The sequence below is a fragment of the Treponema bryantii genome (genome assembly GCF_036492245.1).
Classification (GTDB): Bacteria; Spirochaetota; Spirochaetia; order Treponematales; family Treponemataceae; genus Treponema_D; species Treponema_D bryantii_C.
The window spans coordinates 452,304-469,992 of record NZ_AP025286.1; the positions used below are offsets into that span (position 1 = coordinate 452,304).

Below are 17,689 nucleotides of genomic sequence, written 5' to 3' on the forward strand. Positions count from 1 at the left end.
TCGTCGAACATTCAAGCCACCTTTTCAGACAATCCTTTTTTATTTAACTAGAATAATTTTCGGCATTCAAGATAGAAGCGTTTTTCGTCTGCTTCACCCATACTGAAACTCTTTCTTGGGAGTGGGCCACGACCGTTGATTGTTTCAAAGAAGGAATCTTTTGCAATTGGAGGAAGAAGAATTCCTACTGCGTTTTCGCGTTCACCAAGTTTAAGGGTTTCATCACTTCCGTGGATGTAGTCAATTTCTGGTTTTTCAGAACCTGAGGCTCCTTTAAGGAATGCATCAATTTCTGGTTGAAGTCGGGCAACAGCAAGTTCTTTAATTCCGGTCTTAAGAAGAACGTATTTCTGCTTTCCGTTTCCGCCTTCTCTATATGCAAAACCAAAGTCTGCCCAAGAAGCTTTTACAGCAGCATCAAGTTCAGCTGCTCCTGAAAGTTCACTTACAGTTCCACCAAGTTTTTCTGCGAGATGAGAAATCAAACCTTCAACATCAGCTCCAAAAATAACTCTATGAATTGGTTCAAATGTAAGACCTGTGTCATAAATATTTACAATTTCAACCAGAGCGTAGCGTACTGAACATGCTTTCAAAGCAGCTTCATCAGCACCCTGAGCTGTAAGTTTTTCTTTATATTCATCCCAGACAGCTTTTGCAGTAGCCAGAGAGTGATTTCCATCTCCAACAGCAAAAAGGAAGGTAGAACCATCTGCAGCACGGTTTTTATCTGCGATTTTAGAAACAGCTTCTGTTACATCTGCAATTTCATTTTCACTTTCTACAGCCCAGCCTGTAATAGATCCGCCGTTGCACATAAGTGAACCGTCATACAAAGGAGCCTTTGATTTTACTTTATTTCCAGTTCCGCCAACCAGTAAATCATCCTTATCATCAACCAGAAGCATAATGTGTGGTAATTCAAGAGGTGCTCCGCGGCGAATCTCCATACGAGGAGGAATTCGTTCAACGATTGTTGCTTCTGTGGCGCGGATATTTGCTTTGCTGAATGGCTTCCACTCATAGGTTTCAAGGTCAATTTGAGCAACAAGACCTTTTCTGATGCGACCAAAAGCAGTTTTTCTTTCAATATATATTAAACAGTTTTTAGCTGTATCAAATATTCCACCGTCAATGTATTCTTTCATTGTTTTTCTGATTTTTTCAATTCTCTCTGGTTTATCAGGAGAGTTCAGATAAACTTCAGGTAAAATCAGGTTGAGTGTGGAAGGCTTACCTGCGGCACAAGCTTCTGCCTTCTTCCAGTAGTCTAAATCCTGAGTATACTGATCGCAGGCAATTACAGACCAGCTCGAAACATCAATGTTTTTTGGTAAAAGGATTTCCGGAATGGAAAGTCCAAAGTCTTCTATCTTTTTCATAAATGCAAGTATACAGTTTGAAGCAATTTTATGCTATAATAATGAAGATTTTGATTATGAGTGTTACTCAATCTCTTACACTCCGCCAGGAACAAAAGCAAATTCAACGACTCTCCCAGGTTCAGATTACAGCTCTGAACTATCTTGCAATGGGAAATGAAACACTTCGAGATGAAATATATAAAGCGGTAAGTGAGAATCCTGCGCTTGAAATTGTAAGGGAACCTGTTCTTTCTAATCTCCCGGCAGCAGAATATTCTTCGAGATATGGCAATTCTGAAACTTCAGATAAATATCAGCAGATACTTGAAAATCAGGAAGACTATGGAGAAACCTTACAGGCTCATCTTCTTCATCAGTTAAATGCAATGAAAATTTCTGATGATGAATTGGAATTGTGTACAAAGCTTATTTATAATCTGGATAAGAACGGCTTTTATGGTTCAATGCTTTCTCCTGAAACTTTAATACCTGCAACAATTGTTAATAATAGAAAAGCTGTGCTTGAAAAATGTCTTAATATAGTTCAGGCACTGGACCCGATTGGTACCTGCTGCCGTACTCCAGAAGAAAGCCTTTTAGTTCAGGCAAAACTTTCCGAAAATCCGAATCAACTTGCTCTTTTTATTCTTGATGGGCATCTTGATTTTCTTAATCCGCCCAATGCTTCAAAAATCAGCCGTAAGTTAATTGATTTTAAGGAAGCCTGGCATAAAAAAGCTTTCGCGGGACAGACCGCGCTCGACAATCTCCCGTTGGATGAAGATGCCGCCGCGGCCGCGCTGAAATTTATCCTTTCCCTGAATCCACATCCAGCTCAGGGATATAATTCTGTAGCCACAGTGGATACGGGCCGTCCAGACGTAGTCCTTACAGTTACAAAAGAACCGGGCGCCTCTGACGATGATTTTTCGAGAGGCCTTGTTTCCCTTAATTCAGATTTTCATTTTCAGATAAAATATGCTTCGGGTGCTTTGCCGGAAATCAGAATTTCTCCAGATTTTAAGATGGATAAGGTAAATGTTGCAAAAGCACAGGCTTTGATTTCTTCTTTACAGTTCCGCGAATCTACAATAGTCATGCAGGGCTGTGCAATAGTCCAAGCGCAGAAAAACTTTTTCCTGAAGGGGCCGGGACATCTCAGCGTGCTTACAAGGCGGCAGATAGCAAAAGAACTTGAAATCCATGAATCCACCGTGTCCCGTATGTCGGCCAAAAACGGCAGTAAATATATTCAGACAGAATGGGGCCTCTTTCCCGCAAGTTATTTTTTTACTTCTGGAGTAAATAACCGCGACGGCAGCAAAAAAATCTCATCTGAAAGAATCAAACAAAAAATGCAGGCGATACTTACTAAACCTGAAAATGAAAATCTTTCAGACCAGAAACTTACAGAGCTGTTAAATCAGAAGGGCGCGAAAATTGCCCGTCGTACCGTGGCAAAATATCGCGCCCAACTTGGACTAAAAAATTCGTATAAACGGTAAGTACGGTGGTTTAGTTTGTTGAAACCACCGCAAACCGCAGTTTATTTCTGCTGAACCTTATCTTTTTCCTTCTTGATTTTGTTATCGAGTACATCCATCATCTTGTTCAATGCTGCACCAAAGTCAAAATCTTCTCCAGAAACATGAGCTGAAGTGCCCCATTTAAAGTTTACTGTAGTATCGAAAACATAGGTCTTGTCATGCTTGATTTTCATAAGTAAATCAACAATCAAATCATCACCGTAAGCAATTCTCTTAAGTTTTGATTCAATCATGTCAGACTGCTTCTGTTCAAGTGTAAAACCTACTGCATTAATTGATGGTGTCATAGTAGTCTCCTCGAGGAAGTAAATTTCTTTACTCCAGCTGTAAGTATTTTTAGATCCCGCATACGCAGGCAGATGAATTCTCATCACCTTTATAGTAACACGGGTTTTCTGAAAAAACAAATTCAGATTTTTAAATTTCTTTTTGGTATTGCTAAAATATCTTAAAGTGTGTATAGTAAAAATATATGGCAGATAAGAAATTCACAGTTCTGGATTTGCTTGACCTCGAACTTTCGGGACATGATGCTCTTGATCTTAAGTGTATCGCAGGGCGCCGTGGTTTACCACGTGCTATTACAGTTCCTGAACTTAACCGCCCTGGTCTTGCACTTTCGGGCTTTTATGAATCTTTTGCCAGTAATCGTGTTCAGGTTTTTGGACGCGGTGAAACAGCCTATCTACAGAAACTTCATAAAGAAAAAAATACAGATTCAATAAGAAACTTTTTCCGCTCTCAGATGCCGTGCTGTATCTTTACGTACAATCTGGAGCCAACAGAAGATTTTCGTCGTATTGCAGAAGAAAGTTATTGTCCACTGCTTCAGACAAGTCTTACATCTACAGAGTTTTCAAATCGTATAATTCGTGTATTTGCAAATCAGTTCGCGCCGCGACAGACTTTGCATGGAGTTCTTGTAGAAGTTTACGGTATCGGTATTCTGCTTTCTGGACATTCCGGCGTTGGTAAAAGTGAAACAGCCCTTGAGCTTGTTGAACGAGGCCACCGTCTTGTTGCTGATGATATTATTGAAATCCGCTGTGTAAACGGAAATATTATTCTGGGACGCGGTGCAAATACAGTTATCAGCCACCATATGGAAATCCGAGGTCTGGGTATCATCAATATTTCCCAGCTTTATGGTGTTGGTGCCATCCGCGACCAGAAGGAAGTTCAGCTTATTGTTCAGCTTGAAGACTGGAACTCTGCCAAGGCTTATGACCGTCTTGGTACAGAACAGAAATATAAGGAACTGCTAGGAGTTAAGGTTCCTGTACTTGAGATTCCGGTTCGTCCGGGTCGAAACCTTCCTATTATTATTGAGGCAGCCGCTATGAACGAGCGTCTTAAGAATATGGGATATAACTCTGCAAAGGACTTCAATCAGAACGTTCTTAAGTGGATTGAGACAGGAGAAGCGCAGACTGTTTACAACGGTAATGACGATTCTTACTAAAATAAATGCGGCAGAGAGGCTGCCAAGGAAATTCAAATGATCGAGAAGATTTTAACAGTTCAGAACAGAGCAGGAATTCACGCAAGACCTGCGGCAATTATTGCACAGACTTCAAACAAGTTTGAAAGCGAAATTACCCTCACCCGAGATGGAGCAACTGTAAATGCAAAATCAATTATGGGTGTAATAGCTATGGGGGCTGGTTATAATACTCAGCTTACAATGCAGGTTGTTGGTCCCGATGAATCTGAAGCAGCCTCGGTTATTGAGGAGTTGTTTAACAGTCGTTTTGAGGAGGACTAATAATGAGAGGAATTACAGATCGTCAGAAGGAAGTTTTAAACTATATTTCCTCTTACACTGAAGAAAACTCATTTCCACCAACTGTACGCGATATAAGTGAACATTTCGGTATTTCTCTTCGCGCAGTTCAGGATCATATTCTTGCCCTCCAGAAAAAAGGCTTCCTTTCTCAGAGTCAGAAAAAGGCCCGCTCAATTCGTGTGCTTTCTGATTGTCGTGAAAAAGAACCTCAGACTTTTATCAGCAAGGTTCCTCTTTTGGGAAACGTTGCTGCAGGTAAACCTCTTTTAAGTGAAGAAAATCTTGATGGATATGTAAATCTTACAGAACCTTTTGTTCGCCCGGGAAAAAGCTATTTTGCTCTTAGAGTTCGCGGCCAGAGTATGATAAATGCCGGAATTCTTGATGGTGATCTTGCTGTAGTAGAGCAGGCTTCAACTGCAGTTGACGGACAGATTATTGTGGCTGTAATAGATGATGCTATTACCCTTAAACGTTATTATAAAGAGTCTGCAAGAATTCGTCTTCAGCCGGAAAATCCAGATTTCCAGGCTATTTATTGTACAGACGTTCGTATTGTTGGAATTCTGTCAAATATCGTAAGAACTTACTAAAATATCAGGCAGCAGAATTATATGGCAGCAGCAGGTCCTATTTATCTTTACACTGGTCCGGAGTTCGGTAAGCGCAACGAAGCAGTTGACGCTGTAAAAGCCGCTCATAAAAAACAGTTCGGTGTAATAGACGAGCATTCATTCTATCTTCTCGAAACTCCTTTTAGTGAAGTTATGACAATTCTTCAGAGCGGCACTTTGTTTTCTGATGGTGTTTGTGTTGTCTGTAAGAATGCAGAACTTATAAAGAAGAAAGATGAGATTCAGATGATTTCGGACTGGCTGAAAAATCCAGAGCCATCTGCAATTCTGATTCTTGTATCAGATGAAATCAGTGTAGATTCAAAACTTGAAAAACTTATTCCAACTGCAAACCGCAAAAAGTTCTGGGAAATGTTTGAGAGCGATAAGCTGCCTTGGGTAACAAGTTATTTCAGCAAAAACGGTTACCGTATACAGCAGGGCGCGGCCAAACTGATTTTAGAATTAATAGAAAATAATACGCAGTCTCTCGCTGCCGAGTGCTCAAGATTCTTCGTTCTTTTCCCAAAAGACCACGAAATCAACGAGGCGGATGTAGACTCTGTTCTAACTCACAGCCGTGAAGAAAACGCTTTCAGCCTTTTCCGTGAGCTGGCCAACAGCGCCGATGCTGCGCCTGTTCGTCTTGAAAAAGGCCTTCAGATTCTTCAGAAAATCAGACTTTCAAAAGAAAATTCTTCTGTAATGATTATTGCAGGACTCGCTTCATGCTTTAGAAAACTTCAGGACTGGCATAAACGCGGAGAGCAGGCAATTCCGCAAGCAATGCTTCAGAAACAGTACAGGAGTGCAGCTAAGGTGTGGACAATGGGACAGTCTGCGGCAATTCTTGCAGTGCTTGCCTCAACAGATATGGAGATTCGTTCCGGTGGTTCTCAAATGGAAGATGTTCTTCTTCAGAAAATGCTTTATGAAATAGTTATTAAAAATGGAGCTCAGCTGTCTACTCTATCTCAAGAGTACTAAGCAGTTCTTTTAATGCCTTCAGCTCTTCTGCTGTAAAGGTAGAACCTTTTCCCATTTTCTGGTGGTCAGGGGACCAGCTGCGTAAATCATATTTAGCAGGTCTGCCACCCCATGATACAAGGTTCAGTTCAAGATTCCAGCCGCCTTTTCCTTCGGCAACAGTTCCAAGATTTTTTTCAATCTTAAAAGAGAAATCATCTGCCATGACTGCCTCCTTAAAAAAAATTTGTAATTTTTTTTACATTGAGTTGTTATAATTCTGTATACTTTAATTATCGTTGTAAGATTGGCGTAATTATAGTAAAATATAATAAAATAACTATTGTGAGGTAAAATATGAAGAAAGTTAGTATAATTCTTCTTTCTATTTTCACTCTTTTGTTCTTTATTTCCTGCGGTTCAAAACCTGCTGCTGAAGAACAGAAGCCAGCAGCTCCCGAGGTAAAGGAAGCTATAGAAGATGTATCAGAAAATGTTGTAGATGAGAGTCTTACAAAAGCTGCTAAACTTGCTCAGCTTATGGAACAAATCAATGATGCGAGAAAAGCTGCTATTGAAGCAGGTGCTGATAGAAATTGTCCGGAGCAGATGAGTAAGCTCGATTACCTTCTTTCTGGTCTTAAAGACAGTGACAATCCGGAAAAGGCTGCACAGTCAATCATTGACAGATATAACCTTCTTGCAAATTACAGCAAGGCAGTTGATGCAAAGAAAGAAATTGACGAAAGCGGTTTTGCTTCTTATGCACAGAATAACTACGATAGAGGTGTAAGCAGCCTCAATAAGGTAGAAGCTGCTTTTGAAGCTGATTCAGATGATTTTGATAAGTCAGTTTTTGCAGAAGCAGAAAATGCACTTAAAGATTTTAATACAGTTATCAACGTAGCTTATAAGAAGCTTGCAAAAGAAGAACGCGATGCTGCAATGGAAGCAAAGAAAAAGGCAGATAGCGTAAAAGCTGGTGTTGCCCGCAAAGCAGAGTATAAAGAAGCAGCAGATCTTATTCAGACTGGCGATTCACTCTATGCAATGCAGAATGCAAAGAAAGCTGTTGATAAATATAAAGATGCAAAAACAAAGTTTACATATCTTTATGAAGATGTAGCTGCTAAGCGTGCTGCTGCACAGGCTGCAATTGAAGAAGCTAAAAAGCGTGTAGCAGAAAGTGAGAAGTTTGCTGAAGAAGCAGATGTTAAGGCTCCAATCACAGAAAAAGTTGAAGGTATCGAAGATGAAGATGCTGTTCTTCTTGAAGCTGATGATTATGAAGATCCAGAAAAGGCCGAGGCTGATATTGCTGAAGAGCTTGAGGATGATATTGATGAATCGGAGGCTAAGTAATTATGAAAAAGATTATTTCGATTTTAGTAATAGCATTACTTGCAGCTTCTGTATTTGCAGTTAGTTACAAGAATAATACATTCCAGAAGCTTGCAGATGAGTATACAAAGAAGGCTGAAATTGCACTTGATGCAGGACAGTATGATGATGCTGTAGAGTATTCTAAGAAGGCAGAAGAAAATGCCGCTCTTTCTGAAGCTTATATCAGAATGATGATGGCTCGTGGTGAAGCAGAAAATAATATTAAGCTTGCAAAGAATCAGATTGCATGGGCAGAAAAGATTGATGCTCCAAACACATTCCCAATGGCATATACTTCAGCAAAAGATAATCTTGAAAAGGCAGAAACTTCTTTCGAAGGTGAAGATTTTGAAAAGGCAAATGCTTATGCAAAGGCTTCACTTGCCGCTCTTGATGGAATCAGAGAAGTTACTCCACTTCCAGAGTTCTACATTGTAAAACCTTGGGCAGAAACAAAAGACTGTTACTGGAATATTTCTGGTCGTCCTTATGTTTACAACAACCCGTTGCTTTGGGAAAATCTTTATCAGGCAAACAAAAACAACATGCCAAAGCCTGAGGATCCAAACCTCATCCATCCAGGTATGAAGATGAAGATTCCAAGCCTTACTGGTGAATACCGAAAAGGCACATACGATCCAAAGAAAGAATACGAAACTTACGGTAAGTAATTTTCAGATACCCTCGGACTTGATCCGAGGGTCTTTTTTTATCTATATCTTTCCGCCGTTATGCTTAATATAAAGGCTCAACGCCATTCCCATAATGGCATGTGGGAACTGCTCAGTACCCATTCCTTCAAGAACTTCTTCTTTAGATAATTCCATACAGTTTATAAATTCATCATCATCAAGATTCTGTTTTCCTGTAGCCTTTAAATCCTGAGCGAGGTAGAAATGAACATGATTCTTAAAAAGAGCCGGATTTGGATTTACTGAACCGAGTTTAATAAGCATTCCTGCCTTAAAACCTGTTTCTTCTTCCAGTTCTCGGCGGGCAGCCTGTTCAGGTTCTTCTCCTTTATCAATTACGCCACCTGGGAATTCAACGCTTAATGCAGATTCACCATGACGCCACTGTTTTACCATAAGAAACTTATCATTGTGTTCTGGAATTACAATTACCCAGTCAGGAGCATCCATTATGATGTAATCACCTTCTGTTCCATCAGAAGAAACGTTATGTCGTTTTGTAACAGTACAGACAACGGTTTTTAAAAGTGGTTCGGAAGGTCCTTCTTTCCATTTAAGTTTTTCATCTTCGGGCAGAAAATAATTTTTCATAAAAAATCTCCGTTACTTTTTGACAGATTCAAATTCTCGTTTTATCATATTATAGGGTTATAAACAGATTATTGAAATATCAACAGCCTGTTTTTAATCAAATTTTTATTTCGAGAGGTGAACTTATGGCAGTAATTACAATTTCAAGACAGGTAGCAGCATTGGGTGATGAAGTAGCCGGCGAGCTTGCAAAAAGACTCGGCTATAAGTTCATCACAAGAAAGGAAATTGAAAAGAGAATTGTTGAACTTGGCTTTTCTGAGAACAAAATGCCGAAGTTTGACGAGCGTAAACCCGGATTCTTTGCATCTCTTACAAAAGACCGCGATGAATATCTGAATTATGCTCAATATGCAATCCTGGAAGCCGCAGAAAAGAAGAATGTGGTAATTATAGGACGTGGTGCTTTTGCTGTGCTTCAGAATGTACCGAATAATATTTCTGTGCGTCTTATAGCTGATGAAGCAACCCGTATCGATCGTCTACGTAAAGAATTTAACTGGGATGAAAAACAGGCTCTTCAGCGTATTCAGGAAAGTGATGCAAACAGAGCTGGTTTTCATTCAAGTTTTTATAACGTAGATATCAATGATCCTGTAAATTATCATGCAGTTCTTAATACCGGTCTTTTGAGCCTTGAACTTGCTGTTGATGTTATAGCTGAGCTCGTAGAAAAGAAGGTTACTATTAAGCAGGAAGAAGAGGGGAATAAGATTATTGATGATCTTTTGAAGGCTCAGACTGTTGTAAATAAGCTTTCTATGGAAAGAAAACTTAATATTGAGTTCATGCATGCTACAATTCAGGGAAATACAGTTGTTCTTCATGGAGTATCTGATTCTCCGGCAGTTGTAGAACAGGCTTTGCAGCTGATACGCGAAGAGATGCCAGGCTACGATGCAAAGTCCGCAGTAAGCATTATTCATGATTTCAAGACTTTCCAGTAGGATTATCGAGCGACTCTTATAGACTGCAGTAAGTCCTTCTAACTTGACTTTCTTTTCTATAAATTAGATAATATTTGTATGAAACTATCTAACAAGTTTACTTTTACTCGCATTATTTTTGCACCTATTTTCTTCTTATTATATTTCATCCCGATTTGGACAGGCTGCGGTACAAAGTTCTCTTTGTTGATTGCTATTCCTTGTCTTGTCTTTGCGGAATTTACAGACTACCTTGATGGACACTATGCCCGCAAGCATAATGAAGTAAGTGACTTTGGTAAACTTTTTGATCCGTTTGCTGATGTTGTGCTTCATCTGACTGCTTTTGTATGTCTCATGCATTCTGTAAAAAGCGGTATTTCATATATGCCGGTTTTGTTTTTTGTTTTAATCATGCTTCGTGAGTTCTCTCAGAACTTTTTAAGAATGGTTGCAGCAAAACAGGGAACTGCAATTGCAGCGCGAAAAGGCGGAAAGCTTAAGACAGTGGTTTATATAATTGCTGAGTTCTACGGAATTCTTCTTGAACTTATGCTTCGTATGGATATAGTTCCACAATTCTGGGGTGGTCTTAAAATTGGAGTTTATGTCCTTTTTGGAATCTGTGTAATCTTAAGTTATGCATCATTTATAGATTATTTGATTCATTTCGGAAAAATCTTAAAAGATATCTGATAAAACAAAAAGCGCGGTGTTATCCACCGCGCTTTTTTTATGCCTTTTGTTCTTTAGCAGGCTTCAATTGCAATCTTTTTAGGAGCTGCAATTGCTTTTTTAGCCATGTTGATAGTCAAAATACCGTTCTTAAAGTTTGCTTTGATAGACTCGGCATCAACATCTGTAGGAAGTGTAAAGCGGCGTTCAAAACTTGAACTTCGTCTTTCCTTAAGAATGTACTTAGTCTTTTTATCTTTCTTGTCCTCTTTAGTTTCTTTTGTCTCTTCAACCTTAGAGGCAATAGTAAGATTGTCGTGGTCAAGCTCGATATTTACGTCTTTTTCAGAACGGCCAGGCAATTCCATTTCCAGAGTGTAGGCGTTATCTTCTTCTTTTACGTCAACACGTGGAGTATTTGTACAATACATAACACTTGGAGTGTTACCCATCATGTCATTAAAAAGTGAATCAATAAATGAAAGTTCGTTCATATCTATACCTCTTTGTATTTAGATTTGTTTGTAAGTGTTTAGCTTACACTTTTATATATAGCAAATATCGTGCCAAGCATGCAGGATTGATTTAAAATAACGGCGAATCTGGCGCAAGGGAGCGGATTTGGGTGCAAAAAACACTTTGTGAGTTGCTACCGCGATAGCGGCAGTTTATAGTTTCTCTACAACTCACAACGTGTAGCGCCTTATGGCGCGTTTTTTGTACCTAAATACGTGACCGGAAGCCAAGTTTACGTTTATTTTATGATAATTAAGTGTGTCAAAATTACGCAGTTTCTATAAATAAAATGATACACTTTAGGTTAAAAGTGCACGCTTTTAGCGGAAAATAGTCTTAATGAGTGTTTTTATGTCCGCAATTCCCTGGTTATTGCCGTCCTGTGGGGGTAAAATCTGGTTGAAACCAAGGCTTTCTGCGGCTTTGATACGTTGTTTTGCTTTATTTACCGGGCGGATTTCACCTGCAAGGCTTAATTCTCCGAATACGGCAGTACCATTTTTTACTGCGATATCAGTTCTGGCAGAATAAAGTGCTGCAGCTAAGGCTGCATCTATGGCACTTTCGCTTAATTTTATGCCACCGGCAACGTTTACGTATATATCCTGATCAGAAAAACACAGTCCGCATCGTTTTTCGATGACGGCAGCAACCCTTGCAACTCGTCCGGAATCAATTTTTTCACTGTAAATACGTGAAACACTGGCTTTTGCAGGTACTGTAAGGGCCTGAATCTCTACTAAAAAGACTCTGCTGCCTTCAAAAACTGGTGTACAGGCTACTCCGGCAGGCTGATTTTCTTTTCTCTGTGTTAAAAAGAGAGATGCGGGATTTAAAACAGGTGTTAATCCTTTTTCACTCATGCTGAAAATACCTATTTCATCTACAGAACCAAAGCGATTCTTCTGTGCATGAAGGAATCTTATGTCATCTGCATTGCGTTCGAACGAAATTACAGTATCAACCATGTGTTCAAGTGACTTTGGACCGGCGATTGTACCTTCTTTTGTCACATGAGCTGTCATAATAAGCACTGAATCACGTTCTTTTGCCCAGGAAATGAACTCATTTGCACAATATTTAAGCTGATTAACGGTACCAGGTATAATTCCGGCTTCAGCACTATATATTGTCTGTATAGAATCTATAATAACAAAGGCTGGATTAAGTGAATCTAAGGCATCTAAAGAGTCTTCCAGGCGGGAAGTACACAAAATACTGATTCCATTGCAGGAAAGTTCCAGTCGGTCAGCTCTTTCTTTTATCTGTGCAGCTGATTCCTCGCCGCTTATATACAAAACTACTGCTCCAGACTGTGCAACACTGGCTGCTGTCTGTAAAAGCAGAGTAGATTTTCCGATTCCAGGTTCTCCTCCAAGCAGGATTGCAGAACGTTTTGTGGCTCCGCCTCCTAAAACACGGTCAAATTCGTCTATTCCTGTAGAAAGACGGCTGTTTTCCTGTGCTTTTACCGACGCAAGACCGACAGGCTTTTGCTTTTCAACTGCTTCACTGCCACGTCCTGCGGGTGTAACATTGTTTTTGTCGATTATGATTTCTTCAAGAGAGTTCCATTCTCCGCATTCCGGGCAGCGGCCAAGCCATCTTGGCTGTGTATAACCGCAGTTAGAACATCTGTAGCTTACAGATCCACTTTTTTTTGCCATAGTACCTCATTCGCTCGGATTTTTTTAAGGAATTTTTGTGAAATTTTCACAAAACTATTGACATCTGAATAAGATGGTATTATATTAAAGTCAGCTTGTAAATAAGCTGATAAACTCTCTCCGATGTCCAGCAACGCTGGACGGCAAGGTTCCCTTTTAGTGTTACTGTCTGGGAACCTTGTTTTATTTAACCTTGTGTAATTACTGATCCGGCTGCCACGCTTTCTGTAACCCAGGTGTTACCGCCAATGGTTGAACCGCGGCCAATAATAGTTTCACCACCGAGAATTGTTGCATTTGCGTAAATTGTTACATCATCTTCTATAGTAGGGTGTCTCTTCTTGTTCTGAAGATTCTTCTTAACGCTTAAAGCACCAAGTGTTACACCCTGATAAATCTTAACATTTGTTCCAATAATACAGGTTTCGCCAATAACAACACCGGTTCCGTGATCTATAAAGAAAGATTCACCGATAGTTGCGCCCGGATGAATATCAATACCAGTTTTACCGTGAACATGCTCACTCATAATACGAGGAATAATAGGTACTCCGTTTTCATAAAGGAAGTGTGCAATGCGGTATACAAGGATTGCTTCCAGACCAGGATAAGAAAGAACTACTTCCTCGTTGCTTTTTGCAGCAGGATCGCCATTAAAGGCTGCTTTTACATCAAGTTGAATCTTGCGGCGGATTTCTGGTATTTCTTCTATTAATGCAATAGCTGTTTTTTCAGCCAGCTTAAAACAATGTGATTCTGCAATATTATTGATTTCGTCATGTGTGCAGGTCTGGGCCTTTGTATAAATCAATGCCTTCTGAATTTCGCGTGTCAGATTAGCGATTATATTGTTTACTTTCTGACCTGTAATATAACGGATGTTTACAGAATCAATATCTTCTGCAGTTTTAAAGCCCGGAAAAATTACAGTCTGAATATCAGAAAGAATCGAAACTACATTCTGTCTGTTTGGAAAATCTTCGGTATGGTTTCTGTTGATGAGTCCGTATCTGTCATAGGAATCCAGAATTCCATCTATCAGCATATCAATATTCATAGAAAACCCCATTGTTTTAAATGATGATAAATAATATCATAGAATATATAAATATTCTATCTATATATTCTATAGGTTTATAGAAATAAAAGTTATAAAATTTATGAAAAATTCAGGTGAAATTTCATAAATTCATGAAGAATTTTATTGACTAAAATTATTTCTTAGTTTATATTCGTAGAACGCATGTTTTCTATGAGTTAGTGTGGAATACTGCATGATGCCCCCGTAGCTCAGTTGGTAGAGCACCACATCGGTAATGTGGAGGTCTGCAGTCCGATTCTGCACGTGGGCTTTTGAAATTGAAAATTTTTTGAGCGAATATATTTAGGAGTTAAATATGGGAAGCAAGAAGAAAGGTGCTGTTGAAATTATCGCTTTGCAGTGCACAGAATGTAAGAGAAAGAATTATACTACTTACAAGAACCGTAAGAACATCACAGGCAAACTTGAGAAGAATAAGTATTGTCCATGGTGCAAGAAGAGTATTCTTCACAAAGAAACAAAAGCAAAATAATTTTTGATATTTATCCGGCTTCGGTCGGTTTAGATATATAGGGCAGTAGTTCAGCTGGTAGAGCAGCGGTCTCCAAAACCGCCTGTCGTGGGTTCAAATCCTGCCTGCCCTGATTTTATAAAGGAAAGGTGTTATGGCTAAGGTAATTCAGTTTTTTAAAGAAAGCAGAGCAGAGTTGAAGAAGGTTGTATGGCCTACTAAAGATGATGTCATTTCTTCAATTAAAGTTGTTATCATCTCTACAATTGTAGTAGCTGTAATACTTGGTTTACTTGATCTTGGTTTTTCTCAGCTGTTCCGTATTGTAATGAAATAGGACGGTAAAGAGATGTCTAAAAGCTGGTATATTCTTCATACCTATACTGGATATGAAGGAAAAATCGAACGTACAATAAAATCACTTCTTGAAAAATATCCGACAGATAAGAATGCAGGAATTGACCCTGAAGTTGTAATTGATGTAAGGGTTCCTGTTGAAGAAGTTGTAGAAATCAAAGATGGTAAAAAAAGAACTCGTTCTAATAAGTTCCTTCCTGGCTACATTATGCTTGAAATGGATCTTCCAGAAATTGGCTGGAAAGATACTTGTGCAAAATTGTACAAGATTCAGGGTGTAACTGGTTTTGTTGGAAATGTAAGCCGTCAGAATCGTCCAATGCCAATCACAAAAGATGAGGCTATGAATCTTCTTCAGAAGTCTGGTGTTATCAAGGGTGATAAGCAGGTACGTGTACGTCAGTCATTCAATGTTGGCGATGTAGTTAAGATTGCCGACGGTCCTTTTGCATCATTCACAGGTACTGTAAAAGAAATCAATATGGAAAAAGAGAAGCTTAGTGTTGAGGTTCAGATTTTTGGTCGCCCAACTCCAGTAGAAGTAAGCTTCCTTCAGGCTGAAAAAGCCTAAGTTCTTTATAATTTATATTTAGCAAATTCAGGGGTTTGTATCCCAAGTACAAACCGGTTGATCCTGTTTTTGGGAGAGATGCAAGTCCGTTGGACATAGGCATTTCGTTAGAAAGACTTCTATATGAAGCTTTCACACCAACATTGGGAGAAATAAAATGGCTACAAAGAAAGTAACTGCCGTGATTAAATTGCAGTGTCCTGCAGGAGCAGCAACACCAGCTCCTCCAATTGGACCAGCTCTTGGACCTCACGGAGTTTCAGCTCCAAAGTTCGTTCAGGAATTCAACGATCGAACTAAGTCAATGGAAAAAGGTCTTGTAATCCCTGTAGTAATTACAGTATATCAGGACAAATCTTACACATTCATTCTTAAAACTCCTCCAGCAGCAGTTCTTATTAAGAAAGCTTGTAAACTCGACAAGGGTTCAGGAAACCCTCTTCGTAATAAGGTTGCTACTCTTTCTAAGAAAGACCTGGAAGAAATCGCTAAGACAAAGATGCCAGATATCAATGCTAACGATATCGAAGCAGCAAAGAAAATCATTGCCGGTACTGCTCGCAGTATGGGTGTAGAGGTGGAGCAGTAATATGAAACATGGAAAGAAATATAACGCAGCTGCTGCAAAGTATGATCTTTCAAAGAAATATGATGTAGCTTCAGCTTGTAAAATGGTTCAGGATATGAAGTTTGCTAACTTCGATGAGACTGTAGAAGCTCACGTAGTACTTCGTCTTGAGAAAAATGCTACTGTACGTGATACATTGGTATTCCCAAATCAGTTCAAGGGTGAAAAGAAAGTTCTCGTTTTCTGTAAGGGAGACAAGGTAAAGGAAGCTCTTGATGCTGGTGCTGCTTTCGCAGGTGAAGAATATATCGAAAAGGTAAAGGACGGCTGGTTGGACTTCGACGTTGCTGTTGCTACACCTGATATGATGAAAGACGTAGGTCGTCTTGGTATGGTTCTTGGACGCAAAGGTTTGATGCCTAACCCTAAGACTGGTACTGTAACTCCTAACGTAGCTCAGGCTGTTGCAGAACTCAAGAAGGGTCGTACAGAGTTCCGTGCTGATAAGACTGGTATCGTACACATTGCTGTTGGTAAGTGTTCTATGGATACAGATAAGCTTGTTGCAAACGTAAATACTCTTCTTTCTGAAGTAAGCAAGAAGAAGCCTGCTGGTGCAGCTGCTGGTTTTGTTAAGTCTGTTTCTGTAAGTTCATCTATGGGCCCAGGCGTATGGGTTGACTATAAGGAAGGCGAATAATGGCAGTAAGAGCAAAGAAAATTCAGCCAGCTAAGGCTCAGGCTATTGAAGAAGCAAAAAAGACATTTGCTGATTACAGCGACTTCATTTTCGCTGACTATCGCGGTCTTACAGTAGAGCAGATTACTGCTCTTCGTGATAAACTTCGTGAGAAGAATGCTGTGCTTAAAGTTGTAAAGAACAACTTCGCACGTATCGCTTTTGAAGATATGAAAGTAGAAAATGTTGCTGACTATCTCAAAGGCCCTACTGTAGTAGCAATGGCTAAAGAAGATTCTAACGAAGTTGCAAAGGTTCTTTTCGACTTTGCAAAAGATGCTCCAGCTCTCGCAGTAAAGGGTGCTAGCATCGCTAATGAAATCTATGACCAGGCTAAGATTGAGGCTTACTCAAAGGTTCCTGGAAAGAAGCAGCTTTACGCTATGCTTATGTCTGCAATGAACGGTCCAGCTCAGAAGCTTGCCGCTACATTGAAGGCTTATGCAGACAAGAAAGCAGCAGAAGGTGCAAACTAATTAGTTTGACTTTCAAAACAACAAACAATAACACACTTCAGGCTTCATAGCTGTCGACTGTCGTGTGTAAAATGCAGAACGGCTCAGTTGAGCTAAAACTGCGGCCACCTGAAAGGTGGAAAATATAACTAATTTATAGTGGAGAAGACAATATGGCAGCTCTCACAAATGATCAGATTCTTGATGCAATCGCATCTATGTCAGTTCTTGAAGTTTCAGAACTCGTAAAAGCAATGGAAGAAAAATTCGGCGTAACAGCAGCAGTAGCAGTAGCAGCAGGTCCTGCAGCAGGTGCAGCAGCTGGTGGTGCTGAAGAGCAGACAGAGTTCACAGTAACTCTCGAATCATTCGACGCAGCAAAGAAGATTCCAGTAATCAAGGCTGTTCGTGAAATCACAGGTCTCGGACTTGGTGAAGCTAAGGCACTCGTAGAAGGTGCTCCAAAGGCTCTTAAAGAAGGCGTAAGCAAGGCTGACGCTGACGAAATGATCAAGAAGATCGAAGAAGCTGGTGGAAAGGCTAGCAAGAAATAAGTCGGAGTAATCTGACAATTTATCTATAGGGGATGTCTGGCATGTAAAAGTGCCGGGTATCCCCTTTAGTCGTATTTATGGCATTTTTTTATATCGGTGTTTTCTGTGCTGTGCGGAGTTTCCAGCATGTAGCAGTTAACAAACCGAAACACAATATCATCAGGG

At 39.7% G+C, this 17,689-nt stretch carries 23 protein-coding genes and 2 tRNA genes; 18 read left to right on the forward strand and 7 right to left on the reverse strand.

Annotated features, from left to right (window positions below):
* Positions 1-47 precede the first annotated feature (47 nt).
* On the reverse strand, positions 48-1,382 hold the full coding sequence (locus AABJ44_RS02355) for a DUF1015 domain-containing protein (RefSeq protein ID WP_338370314.1): 1,335 nt from the start codon (positions 1,380-1,382) through the stop codon (positions 48-50).
* Between the two features lie 41 nt (positions 1,383-1,423).
* On the opposite strand from AABJ44_RS02355, the gene AABJ44_RS02360 reads away from it, so the two are divergent.
* A complete protein-coding gene (locus tag AABJ44_RS02360; RefSeq protein ID WP_338370315.1) occupies positions 1,424-2,869 on the forward strand; it encodes an RNA polymerase factor sigma-54 in 1,446 nt (481 codons plus the stop codon).
* A 41-nt stretch (positions 2,870-2,910) separates the two neighbouring features.
* On the opposite strand, the gene AABJ44_RS02365 is transcribed toward AABJ44_RS02360, so the two are convergent.
* Positions 2,911-3,198, reverse strand: coding sequence for an HPF/RaiA family ribosome-associated protein (locus AABJ44_RS02365; protein WP_074641296.1), 288 nt, complete (start codon positions 3,196-3,198; stop codon positions 2,911-2,913).
* A 185-nt stretch (positions 3,199-3,383) separates the two neighbouring features.
* On the opposite strand from AABJ44_RS02365, the gene hprK reads away from it, so the two are divergent.
* Genes hprK through holA form a run of 4 tightly spaced genes read left to right on the forward strand, consistent with a single transcriptional unit; the run spans position 3,384 to position 6,298 of the window.
* Complete coding sequence (gene hprK, locus AABJ44_RS02370) at positions 3,384-4,373, forward strand: HPr(Ser) kinase/phosphatase (protein WP_074641295.1); 990 nt, start codon at positions 3,384-3,386, stop codon at positions 4,371-4,373.
* Between the two features lie 36 nt (positions 4,374-4,409).
* A complete protein-coding gene (locus AABJ44_RS02375; protein WP_074641293.1) occupies positions 4,410-4,676 on the forward strand; it encodes an HPr family phosphocarrier protein in 267 nt (88 codons plus the stop codon).
* Between the two features lie 2 nt (positions 4,677-4,678).
* A complete protein-coding gene (lexA, locus tag AABJ44_RS02380; RefSeq protein ID WP_074641291.1) occupies positions 4,679-5,290 on the forward strand; it encodes a transcriptional repressor LexA in 612 nt (203 codons plus the stop codon).
* Positions 5,291-5,311: 21 nt separating this feature from the next.
* A complete protein-coding gene (gene holA, locus AABJ44_RS02385) occupies positions 5,312-6,298 on the forward strand; it encodes a DNA polymerase III subunit delta (protein ID WP_338370316.1) in 987 nt (328 codons plus the stop codon).
* On the opposite strand, the gene AABJ44_RS02390 is transcribed toward holA, so the two are convergent.
* Positions 6,276-6,503 (reverse strand): YdbC family protein, encoded by a 228-nt coding sequence (locus AABJ44_RS02390; protein ID WP_338370317.1) that lies wholly within the window; start codon positions 6,501-6,503, stop codon positions 6,276-6,278. The two genes, holA and AABJ44_RS02390, sit on opposite strands and share 23 nt — an antisense overlap.
* Positions 6,504-6,634: 131 nt before the next feature.
* Here AABJ44_RS02390 and AABJ44_RS02395 point away from each other — a divergent pair, with 131 nt between their 5' ends.
* Together AABJ44_RS02395 and AABJ44_RS02400 are read left to right on the forward strand one after the other, a co-directional pair.
* The gene (locus AABJ44_RS02395; protein WP_338370318.1) at positions 6,635-7,639 is read left to right on the forward strand and encodes a hypothetical protein; all 1,005 of its coding nucleotides are present in this window, start codon (positions 6,635-6,637) and stop codon (positions 7,637-7,639) included.
* A gap of 2 nt (positions 7,640-7,641) precedes the next feature.
* The gene (locus AABJ44_RS02400; protein ID WP_074641283.1) at positions 7,642-8,331 is read left to right on the forward strand and encodes a LysM peptidoglycan-binding domain-containing protein; all 690 of its coding nucleotides are present in this window, start codon (positions 7,642-7,644) and stop codon (positions 8,329-8,331) included.
* Positions 8,332-8,373: 42 nt separating this feature from the next.
* Here the strand turns inward: AABJ44_RS02400 and AABJ44_RS02405 are convergent, their stop codons facing one another.
* Positions 8,374-8,943 (reverse strand): NUDIX hydrolase, encoded by a 570-nt coding sequence (locus AABJ44_RS02405; protein ID WP_083379678.1) that lies wholly within the window; start codon positions 8,941-8,943, stop codon positions 8,374-8,376.
* Between the two features lie 125 nt (positions 8,944-9,068).
* On the opposite strand from AABJ44_RS02405, the gene AABJ44_RS02410 reads away from it, so the two are divergent.
* Positions 9,069-9,890, forward strand: a complete 822-nt coding sequence (locus AABJ44_RS02410; protein ID WP_074641281.1) for a cytidylate kinase-like family protein — start codon at positions 9,069-9,071, stop codon at positions 9,888-9,890.
* 78 nt (positions 9,891-9,968) lie between these two features.
* The gene (pgsA, locus tag AABJ44_RS02415) at positions 9,969-10,565 is read left to right on the forward strand and encodes a CDP-diacylglycerol--glycerol-3-phosphate 3-phosphatidyltransferase (protein ID WP_338370319.1); all 597 of its coding nucleotides are present in this window, start codon (positions 9,969-9,971) and stop codon (positions 10,563-10,565) included.
* A gap of 53 nt (positions 10,566-10,618) precedes the next feature.
* Here the strand turns inward: pgsA and AABJ44_RS02420 are convergent, their stop codons facing one another.
* The 3 genes from AABJ44_RS02420 to epsC all read right to left on the reverse strand — a co-directional run bounded on the left by AABJ44_RS02420 (position 10,619) and on the right by epsC (position 13,784).
* Entirely contained in the window at positions 10,619-11,038 is a 420-nt protein-coding gene (locus AABJ44_RS02420; protein WP_074641276.1) for an Hsp20/alpha crystallin family protein, read from the reverse strand.
* A gap of 342 nt (positions 11,039-11,380) precedes the next feature.
* The gene (gene radA / locus AABJ44_RS02425; RefSeq protein WP_338370320.1) at positions 11,381-12,727 is read right to left on the reverse strand and encodes a DNA repair protein RadA; all 1,347 of its coding nucleotides are present in this window, start codon (positions 12,725-12,727) and stop codon (positions 11,381-11,383) included.
* Between the two features lie 187 nt (positions 12,728-12,914).
* Complete coding sequence (gene epsC, locus AABJ44_RS02430; protein WP_338370321.1) at positions 12,915-13,784, reverse strand: serine O-acetyltransferase EpsC; 870 nt, start codon at positions 13,782-13,784, stop codon at positions 12,915-12,917.
* 222 nt (positions 13,785-14,006) lie between these two features.
* Here epsC and AABJ44_RS02435 point away from each other — a divergent pair.
* The 9 genes from AABJ44_RS02435 (at position 14,007) to rplL (ending at position 17,524) form a co-directional block, all read left to right on the forward strand.
* A tRNA-Thr gene (locus AABJ44_RS02435) sits at positions 14,007-14,079 on the forward strand.
* A 45-nt stretch (positions 14,080-14,124) separates the two neighbouring features.
* A complete protein-coding gene (gene rpmG / locus AABJ44_RS02440; RefSeq protein WP_074641270.1) occupies positions 14,125-14,301 on the forward strand; it encodes a 50S ribosomal protein L33 in 177 nt (58 codons plus the stop codon).
* Between the two features lie 39 nt (positions 14,302-14,340).
* A tRNA-Trp gene (locus AABJ44_RS02445) sits at positions 14,341-14,413 on the forward strand.
* Between the two features lie 21 nt (positions 14,414-14,434).
* On the forward strand, positions 14,435-14,617 hold the full coding sequence (gene secE / locus AABJ44_RS02450; protein WP_074641269.1) for a preprotein translocase subunit SecE: 183 nt from the start codon (positions 14,435-14,437) through the stop codon (positions 14,615-14,617).
* 12 nt (positions 14,618-14,629) lie between these two features.
* Complete coding sequence (gene nusG, locus AABJ44_RS02455) at positions 14,630-15,208, forward strand: transcription termination/antitermination protein NusG (RefSeq protein ID WP_074641267.1); 579 nt, start codon at positions 14,630-14,632, stop codon at positions 15,206-15,208.
* Between the two features lie 157 nt (positions 15,209-15,365).
* Positions 15,366-15,797: a 50S ribosomal protein L11 gene (rplK, locus tag AABJ44_RS02460; RefSeq protein ID WP_074641266.1), complete on the forward strand. Its 432-nt coding sequence runs from the start codon at positions 15,366-15,368 to the stop codon at positions 15,795-15,797.
* Between the two features lies 1 nt (position 15,798).
* Positions 15,799-16,476 carry a 50S ribosomal protein L1 gene (rplA, locus tag AABJ44_RS02465; RefSeq protein WP_074641264.1) on the forward strand — a complete coding sequence of 226 codons (678 nt, stop codon included), beginning with the start codon at positions 15,799-15,801 and terminating at the stop codon, positions 16,474-16,476.
* Positions 16,476-16,991: a 50S ribosomal protein L10 gene (rplJ, locus tag AABJ44_RS02470; RefSeq protein WP_074641262.1), complete on the forward strand. Its 516-nt coding sequence runs from the start codon at positions 16,476-16,478 to the stop codon at positions 16,989-16,991. The genes rplA and rplJ overlap by 1 nt, the downstream gene beginning before the upstream one ends.
* A 152-nt stretch (positions 16,992-17,143) precedes the next feature.
* Positions 17,144-17,524 (forward strand): 50S ribosomal protein L7/L12, encoded by a 381-nt coding sequence (rplL, locus tag AABJ44_RS02475; RefSeq protein ID WP_074641260.1) that lies wholly within the window; start codon positions 17,144-17,146, stop codon positions 17,522-17,524.
* Positions 17,525-17,689: the final 165 nt, after the last annotated feature.